At 35.7% G+C, this 6,873-nt stretch carries 8 protein-coding genes; 6 read left to right on the top strand and 2 right to left on the bottom strand.

Translation table 11 applies throughout. The features are described 5' to 3' along the window. The coding region (locus BDR01S_RS23890; RefSeq protein ID WP_066363384.1) for an NAD(P)-dependent oxidoreductase at window positions 1-699 on the top strand (699 nt) is incomplete at its 5' end. A 184-nt stretch (window positions 700-883) separates the two neighbouring features. Here BDR01S_RS23890 and BDR01S_RS23885 read toward each other — a convergent pair. Both BDR01S_RS23885 and pdxR read right to left on the bottom strand, forming a co-directional pair. Next, a complete protein-coding gene (locus tag BDR01S_RS23885; protein WP_066250604.1) occupies window positions 884-1,246 on the bottom strand; it encodes a group I truncated hemoglobin in 363 nt (120 codons plus the stop codon). Window positions 1,247-1,401: 155 nt separating this feature from the next. Further along, window positions 1,402-2,784 carry a MocR-like pyridoxine biosynthesis transcription factor PdxR gene (pdxR, locus tag BDR01S_RS23880; RefSeq protein ID WP_066250606.1) on the bottom strand — a complete coding sequence of 461 codons (1,383 nt, stop codon included), beginning with the start codon at window positions 2,782-2,784 and terminating at the stop codon, window positions 1,402-1,404. 131 nt (window positions 2,785-2,915) lie between these two features. Between pdxR and BDR01S_RS26380 the strand changes: the two genes are divergently transcribed. From BDR01S_RS26380 to BDR01S_RS23865, 5 genes are all read left to right on the top strand, one after another. Then, window positions 2,916-3,062 carry a hypothetical protein gene (locus tag BDR01S_RS26380; protein ID WP_235846648.1) on the top strand — a complete coding sequence of 49 codons (147 nt, stop codon included), beginning with the start codon at window positions 2,916-2,918 and terminating at the stop codon, window positions 3,060-3,062. Next, entirely contained in the window at window positions 3,041-3,208 is a 168-nt protein-coding gene (locus BDR01S_RS26375) for a LysE family transporter (RefSeq protein WP_235846647.1), read from the top strand. The genes BDR01S_RS26380 and BDR01S_RS26375 overlap by 22 nt, the downstream gene beginning before the upstream one ends. 260 nt (window positions 3,209-3,468) lie before the next feature. Then, entirely contained in the window at window positions 3,469-4,092 is a 624-nt protein-coding gene (locus BDR01S_RS23870) for an FMN-binding negative transcriptional regulator (protein WP_066250613.1), read from the top strand. A gap of 133 nt (window positions 4,093-4,225) precedes the next feature. Beyond that, on the top strand, window positions 4,226-4,363 hold the full coding sequence (locus tag BDR01S_RS25565; RefSeq protein ID WP_157406254.1) for a hypothetical protein: 138 nt from the start codon (window positions 4,226-4,228) through the stop codon (window positions 4,361-4,363). A 916-nt stretch (window positions 4,364-5,279) separates the two neighbouring features. After that, window positions 5,280-5,633, top strand: a complete 354-nt coding sequence (locus BDR01S_RS23865; RefSeq protein WP_066250615.1) for a VOC family protein — start codon at window positions 5,280-5,282, stop codon at window positions 5,631-5,633. The last annotated feature ends 1,240 nt before the right edge of the window (window positions 5,634-6,873 follow it).

Below are 6,873 nucleotides of genomic sequence, written 5' to 3'. Positions count from 1 at the left end.
ACAATGGTAGAAACTTTAAAAGAAGTGGCGGAACTAGCTGACGATGCGATGATCTCAATGGTTCGTGACTATGCTCAAAATGTTGACATTATTTTTGGTGAAGGCGGTCTATTATCTGCCAAACCTAAGAATAAAACCATTATTGTTATGAGTACACTTGACCCTGATACAATGAATCAATTAGGCAAAAAAGTCGAAGAAGAAAGTGATTTGAGATTAATTAGCGCAGCGGTAAGCGGTGGTGCTTCAGGTGCACAAGCTGGAACATTATCGATTATGACATCCGGCTCAGAGGCAATAGTGAAATCTTTCCAACCATACTTTGATGCGATTGGATCCAATACATTCTACTATGGCGGGGAACCAGGCAACAGCCAAGTAGCAAAATTAGTGAATAATATGATTCTAGGTATTAACATGAATGCTCTAGCTGAAGGACTTAAATTAGGAAAACACTATAACTTGCCTCAAGAAGAGTTATTAAACTTATTAAAAGTTAGTACAGGTGATAGCTGGGTAGTTAGAAATTGGAGCGATGTTTCTGAATGGACCGCAGACACGGCCTTAGCTGTTTTACTTAAAGATTTAAAAGCGGCTTATAACGAAGGGCTTAAACATAATGTAGCTTTACCATTCAATGCCTTATCATCTACCCAATTATTTGACTCTATGGGAAAAGAGAAACCAGAAGCCAAATAATTGAATAAAGTTACAACTTAATTGGTCGATTATACAATCTCTCTAATAGGAAAGTGTTCTGTGCCTGAACAGAATGCTTTCCTTATTTGTTTAGCGTGCCTATTTTCATTCCTTCATTGAGAGAACAAAGGAAAATATTCATTTAAATGACAAGAAAAACAGCTGGTTTGCTGTTTTTCTTGTTTTATTGAAACAGAATATCGTCTCTTAGTGAAGCTACTTTAGTTAAAGCTGTATCTATGTCTGTTTCATTCACTCCAAAGTGAGCAAGTGCATCGTGAAGATGTTTTACAATAGCATTAAAATGTTCTGGTTGGAGATTCATCCCTTGGTGAGCTTTTGCCATAGATTGACCAGAATATTGATTTGGACCCCCTAAGGCAAAACTAATAAATTTTGACTGATGAAGGCGTTGTTTTTCCATATCCGTTTCTTTAAAAAACTGATTAACTGTGTCATCCTTAAGAACCAACTCGGAGTAAAAATAGTCCACAACCTTTGCAATCGCTTCTTCTCCACCAACTTTTTCAAATAATGTTCGTTCCATATAAACACTCCTATTTAGAATTTAACAGAAGTATTTTCTACAGAAATATTGTTATTATTCCTTTTCTTTTAAAGAAACAATATAGGTGCCTGACAGCCGGTGCATTAAAGCTTTAACACATTTGGGGTCAGGCACCTTTTTTCGAGGTAATAATATTAGCCTCCCCAAGCCTCTTTTAAAAGCTTCACTCCTTCTTGAATTTCATCAAAGGTAAGATTACTGAATCCAAGTTTAATAATTGCTTCCGTAGAATGATTTTCTATGAAATAGATGGAGGTAGGATACACTTTAACCCCATAAATGGAAGCACGCTCGATTAACCATTCCTCTGAACGATTTAGATGTACCTTAACTAAAACGTACAAACCAGACTGCTCCCCAATAATGGAAATATGTTGTTTGAATTGTTTCTTTAATTCTGAAACTATACACTGCATTTTTCGCTTATAAACGAGACGCATCCGTTTAATATGACGGTTCCATTCTCCCTCTTCCATAAATTTAGCCATTGTAAGCTGGCTAAGAAGGGAAGTAGTACTCTCAAAATACTGAAAATGTTTTATATAAAGGACTAAAAGATATTGTGGCAGTACCATATAACTTAGACGAATTCCTGGAAGAAAGGACTTTGAGAAATTCCCTAGGTATATCACTCTCTTTGAATCGATGGAAGCAAGTGCCGGAAATGGTTGTTGTGTATAGCGAAATTCACTATCATAATCGTCTTCAATAATATATCCTTTTCTCTTGGTAGCCCATTGAATGAGCTTTTGCCTTTGTTGAATGGACATGCTTATTCCTATTGGGCTTTGATGGGAAGGTGTCACATAAATTAAGCGTGACATCATATTTTCTAATTGTGAAAACTCAGCACCTGTTTCATCAACTGGTAAAGTTTCAAGTGTAAAACGATGGAATAGAAATGCCTCTTTTGCTCCATCATACCCTGGGTCCTCCAAGATTACGCTTGGGAAATCATCCTTTAGGATTTGTCCAAGATTAATTAACATTTGCTGTGTGCTGCTCCCAATGATAATTGCATTTGGATCTGTCTTTACCCCGCGAGATTGGAGTAAATAGACAACAATTTGATTACGCAAACACATTTCACCAAAAGGATCCCCGTATAGAAAACTCTCCTGTAAGGTCAGTACTGAATTAGTAATTCTTCTCCAAGCTTTTAGAGGGAAGTTTGTTTGATCTACAGCCCCCGCTTTAAAATCAACGAGAAATGTTGTCACCGGCTCAGTTTGCTTGCTAGGAATAGAAATGACTTCCTCCTGAAATAATTGAGGCTCTAATTCATTAACAAAGTAGCCTTTTCTTCCTTCTCCACGAATATAGCCTTCTGCCACAAGCTGATCATAAGCCATTAATGTCGTATTGCGACTGACTTGCAGGGAATCAGCCAGTTGACGTATGGAAGGTAATTGTTCGTTTTCCGGTAGGTCCCCAAGCTCAATAAATAATTTAAACCGCTCATATATCTGTTTGTATTTAGAAGAGTGATCGTCTAAAGCAAAAATGATATTTTTCATTATAAATAGCCTCTGACATGTCTATTTTATTTAAATTGTACCTTTTTATATGTCAATTATTATATTACTATGTTGACTAACCGATATCCATAAGTTTTAAAAATAATCAGAAAAATATTAGGGGGGCTTCGATGCTAAATATTGCTGAGTTGAGCGCATTTATTCTGGTAGTCTTCGGATTGTTTTTGATCCCAGGTCCTGCTGTCTTGTTAACGCCGGAGCAGCGTATTTGTTATATATGGGCTTTCGGGCATTATTGGCAAAAGCATCATCAATAAAAATGCCTGATGTTGTACAGGAGTCCCTACTTAAAGTTTACAGGCATGGAATATTGGTAGAAGCCTTGAATCCGAAAACAGCACTTTTCTTTTTAGCTTTATTTCCACAATTTTTCAATTCGGAGGGCGGTAAAATCGTAATGTAATTTTTAATTTTAGGTGTAATTTTTGTTGTATTAACTGTTATTTATACAACGATTTTAGCCGTCTTTACTGGAACAGTTGGACAATTAATCAAGCGGGGGACTGGAATAAATAGGTGGGGTCAAAAAGTTTTAGGTCTGCTTTATATTGGTCTAGGCTTGCAAGTATTACTCCTAGGTCCATAATCCTTTTTCTGAGGATTATAAGAACTCTTCTTAAAGGTTTCAGTAAATCATTTTAATTTAAAAAGGAGCACGCTATTATGTATATTCCAAAATATTTTCAAGTCACAAATATCAATGAAATTATAGAATTTATTGAGAGGAACTCATTTGCTACAATAGTTACAACTAAAAAAGGGAAACCCATTGCTTCCCACCTTCCATTAGGGCTTCATAAGCATGGAGAGGAATATTATTTAACTGGACATATGGCATATGGGAATCCTCAATGGAGAACATTTGAAACATGTGACGATGTTCTAGTCTTATTTCAGGGGCCACATGGTTATATTTCTTCTTCATGGTACGAGCATGAAAATGTACCCACATGGAATTACCAAGCAGTACATGTATATGGCCAAGCAAGTATATTAGGTGAAGAAGAGTTGAAACAAGATCTTTCAGAGTTGCTAGAGAAGTATGAAAAGCAACGTGAAAACCCAGTATTATGGGATAAGTTATCGCCTCAGCTATTAGAAAGTCAACTAAAAGGGATTGTTGGCTTTAAAATAAAAGTGCAAGAAGTACAAGCGGCTTATAAATTAAGTCAGAATCGAAATGAAGAGGATTATCATAACATTGTTGAAAAATTACAAGAAGAAGAAAATCTAGATTCCCATCAATTGGCAGGAGCGATGAAAAAGATAAAAAATAAGGGGAATTGAGAGGTTAATTTGTGAGCCATATAAATAGGCGTCCATTCAAATATTGCAGGTCTGATGTAGCGGACATAAAATCTTTATCACTGCGGCATATTATATTTATCAAAGATATTTTAATGAATTGAGGTTTTTAAAAATGGATGAAATTCGAACTACCAATCAAGTAGAAGAAGTAAATAAACACCTTAAAAAAATTCCCAAGGAAGCCGAAGAAAGAAGAATTGAAAATCAGCCTCAAACTGGTAAAAACGAGAAAGCCATCGAGCCGTTTTAATTTGAAAACGGCAAACCAAAGAATCTTGCTGACCACAAATTTCATTAACCATAAAACAGGGCATAGGAATTTCCTATGGCCTGTTTTTATTTATAGGTCTGTTAAAGAGTGTTGTTTTTTCTTCTTCATCTAACTTTAGATACCTTTCAAAGGGTTGCTACGGCAACCTTTTTTTATTGTGCTAAAGGGGCAGGTTAGTAAAAGAAATATTTATAATTTGATCTATTAAATTAGGTGAAAATGGTATAATTTGTTAATCGGACCGTTTGGAGATAAAAATTGATTTGGAACTAAATATTAGAAAGTGGGGTTAACATTTGAATAACTTCAAGGTAATTATGAGCATAATCGGGTTGGAATTATTAATAATTGTTTTCTTTACGGTAAATGGAGCTTATCTGTCATTTACAAAGATAGAATATAAGTAGAAAAGTTAAAAGTAAGGGGTGTTTTTTTTGCGAAAAATATTGGTGATTCAGATATTTTTAAACAAGTAGTCAAGAGAATTTGTAAAATTAACAATATTTCCCTTCAAAAACCTAAATTTGAAGTCATCGACAACTTAATGGTTATTAGCATTAAGAACCATTTAAAAGATGGAGTAGACTTAGATTGTTTTAATATTTTAAATCTGATTTACCAAATAATTGGACCCTTAGGGATAAGATTCAATCAACATTTATAGCGCTATCCGAATGCGGAAAGACTGGCTAGAGTAACTGTATCCTTTAAAAAAGAGGATTATGATGCTTTAAATAGTAAAATGAAAGAAGTTTTTGAATAAATGTGCTTAAGCTAACGGGTAGCTTTAACACAACAATGGGAACGTCATTATGGCGGCCTTTTTTACTAAATGGCAGGATTTTATATTAAATATGTGGAATATTTAACTAAAGTTATTTAACGGGTGGTTTTTATGGATAATCCTATTTTAAAACAAATCGGAACAGTATTTATCCCAGTAAGCAACATAGAGAAAGCAAGAGATTGGTACTGCGATATTTTAGGGCTAAAAACAGATGGGGAAATTCAGTTTGGTCATCTTTACGTTATACATATGGAAGGTACAGGGATTGTGTTAGATAGCAAGATTTATTTAGAGGATAGAATATTTAAAACTCCAGTATTCCATTTCAATACAAAAAATATTGAAGAAGCATTTCATTTTATGAAGATTAAAGGTGTTAATTTGATTACAGAAATTGAACATAATCATTATTTTAATTTCAAAGACCCTGATGGAAATATTTTAATGATTTGCGAATGTTAATATTAAGCTAACAGGTGCGATTCTTCAATAACGAGGGATCGCTTTTTCCATATTGTGGTAACGGGGTAGGTGTGCGGCCGAGCCTAGGTCGTATCATATAGCGGGTGGGATTCCCGTCGAGTAAGAACTAGCCATTCGCTCGTAGCGAGTCTTGGAGGACTAAAGGTAACTTTAGTCTTTAAGCGTAGACAGTTAGGTGGCGGGCCGAAAGCCAAATGGTTGAAGGGATTGAGCTCCATAATGTTAGTAAATCGGGAGGGCTGATGCTTTACCTGCAGCAGAAAGCTACATTTTATCCTTCGTTAAGGGCAAGATGGATAAAACCTCTCTGGAGTCAGAGACCTTGGCACGTTACACATCGATATGATACGGCAACTCGGGAGACCCTACCGGTCTTTTCTTGTTAGAAGAGTATGGTGTACAAGCGATAAAAAAAGCAAGGAAACCAAATGCTGTGTAGGGAGTCGGATAGCAGCGTAGTACCAATGAAGTTGGGTAATGCCGATGGAGGAAAGGCTAGCTACCAGTTATCGCCCTTACTAGGGAAACATTTACTACACTCAGAGGTAGGGATAAATGGAAACAAAACTACTAAGGATAGCAGAATTAGCAAAATCTGAATCTAAGAGATTAGCTACATTTTGTGAATGGTAACTAGGAGGAGCCGTGTGCGTGAATAGCGCAAGCACGGTTCTGTGAGGGGGGGGGGGGAGTCCAATTTACCGCAAGGTAGAAAGGCTCCCTTCTACTCGACTAGTTTAAGTACATTTCTTCACAAAGTAGAAAAAGCTGATCTTCCAAATTAGGAAAATCAGCTTTTTTATTACTCAAATGTACGTCCGGCTTGAAATCAGCACACTGAAGCGTTCATCCCATATACAGCCGCTGTATCCCATTTTCCCGGGGGGATTAAGCCCTTGGTATATATGCGTTTTCAAACATCAAATATACTTCTTTTAACATCAACTGTACTTTTTCTAACGTCTAACTATCAAACAATCACTTCGAAAAGGATTTTGATTAATTACAGTATTCTTTTTTAAATCGTAGTATTGTTCACTTTATGCCATTTATTTTTCTTAAATAAAAAAAGTTTACCCTTCCAGAAGGAACTTTTCAGGCATATTTTATTGTAGTCCAACGGTATATGATTGAGCTAATTGTTTACCTCCAATAAGAAGGAGGAAACCGGAATTTTCCTCTTATTACATTGTTCAAAGTAATGCAAAAACATCTAAAT

It is taken from the genome of Neobacillus drentensis NBRC 102427 (genome assembly GCF_001591445.1).
In the GTDB taxonomy this organism is placed as follows: domain Bacteria; phylum Bacillota; class Bacilli; order Bacillales; family Cytobacillaceae; genus Neobacillus; species Neobacillus drentensis.
This window is presented reverse-complemented; position numbering and strand designations above follow the sequence as displayed.

Coding starts and splice junctions, on each gene's coding strand:
- BDR01S_RS25565 (WP_157406254.1), top strand. CDS start 4,226: ATGGATGAAATTCGAACTACCAATCAAGTAGAAGAAGTAAATAAACAC.
- BDR01S_RS26380 (WP_235846648.1), top strand. CDS start 2,916: ATGCTAAATATTGCTGAGTTGAGCGCATTTATTCTGGTAGTCTTCGGA.
- BDR01S_RS23865 (WP_066250615.1), top strand. CDS start 5,280: ATGGATAATCCTATTTTAAAACAAATCGGAACAGTATTTATCCCAGTA.
- pdxR (WP_066250606.1), bottom strand. CDS start 2,784: ATGAAAAATATCATTTTTGCTTTAGACGATCACTCTTCTAAATACAAA.
- BDR01S_RS23885 (WP_066250604.1), bottom strand. CDS start 1,246: ATGGAACGAACATTATTTGAAAAAGTTGGTGGAGAAGAAGCGATTGCA.
- BDR01S_RS23870 (WP_066250613.1), top strand. CDS start 3,469: ATGTATATTCCAAAATATTTTCAAGTCACAAATATCAATGAAATTATA.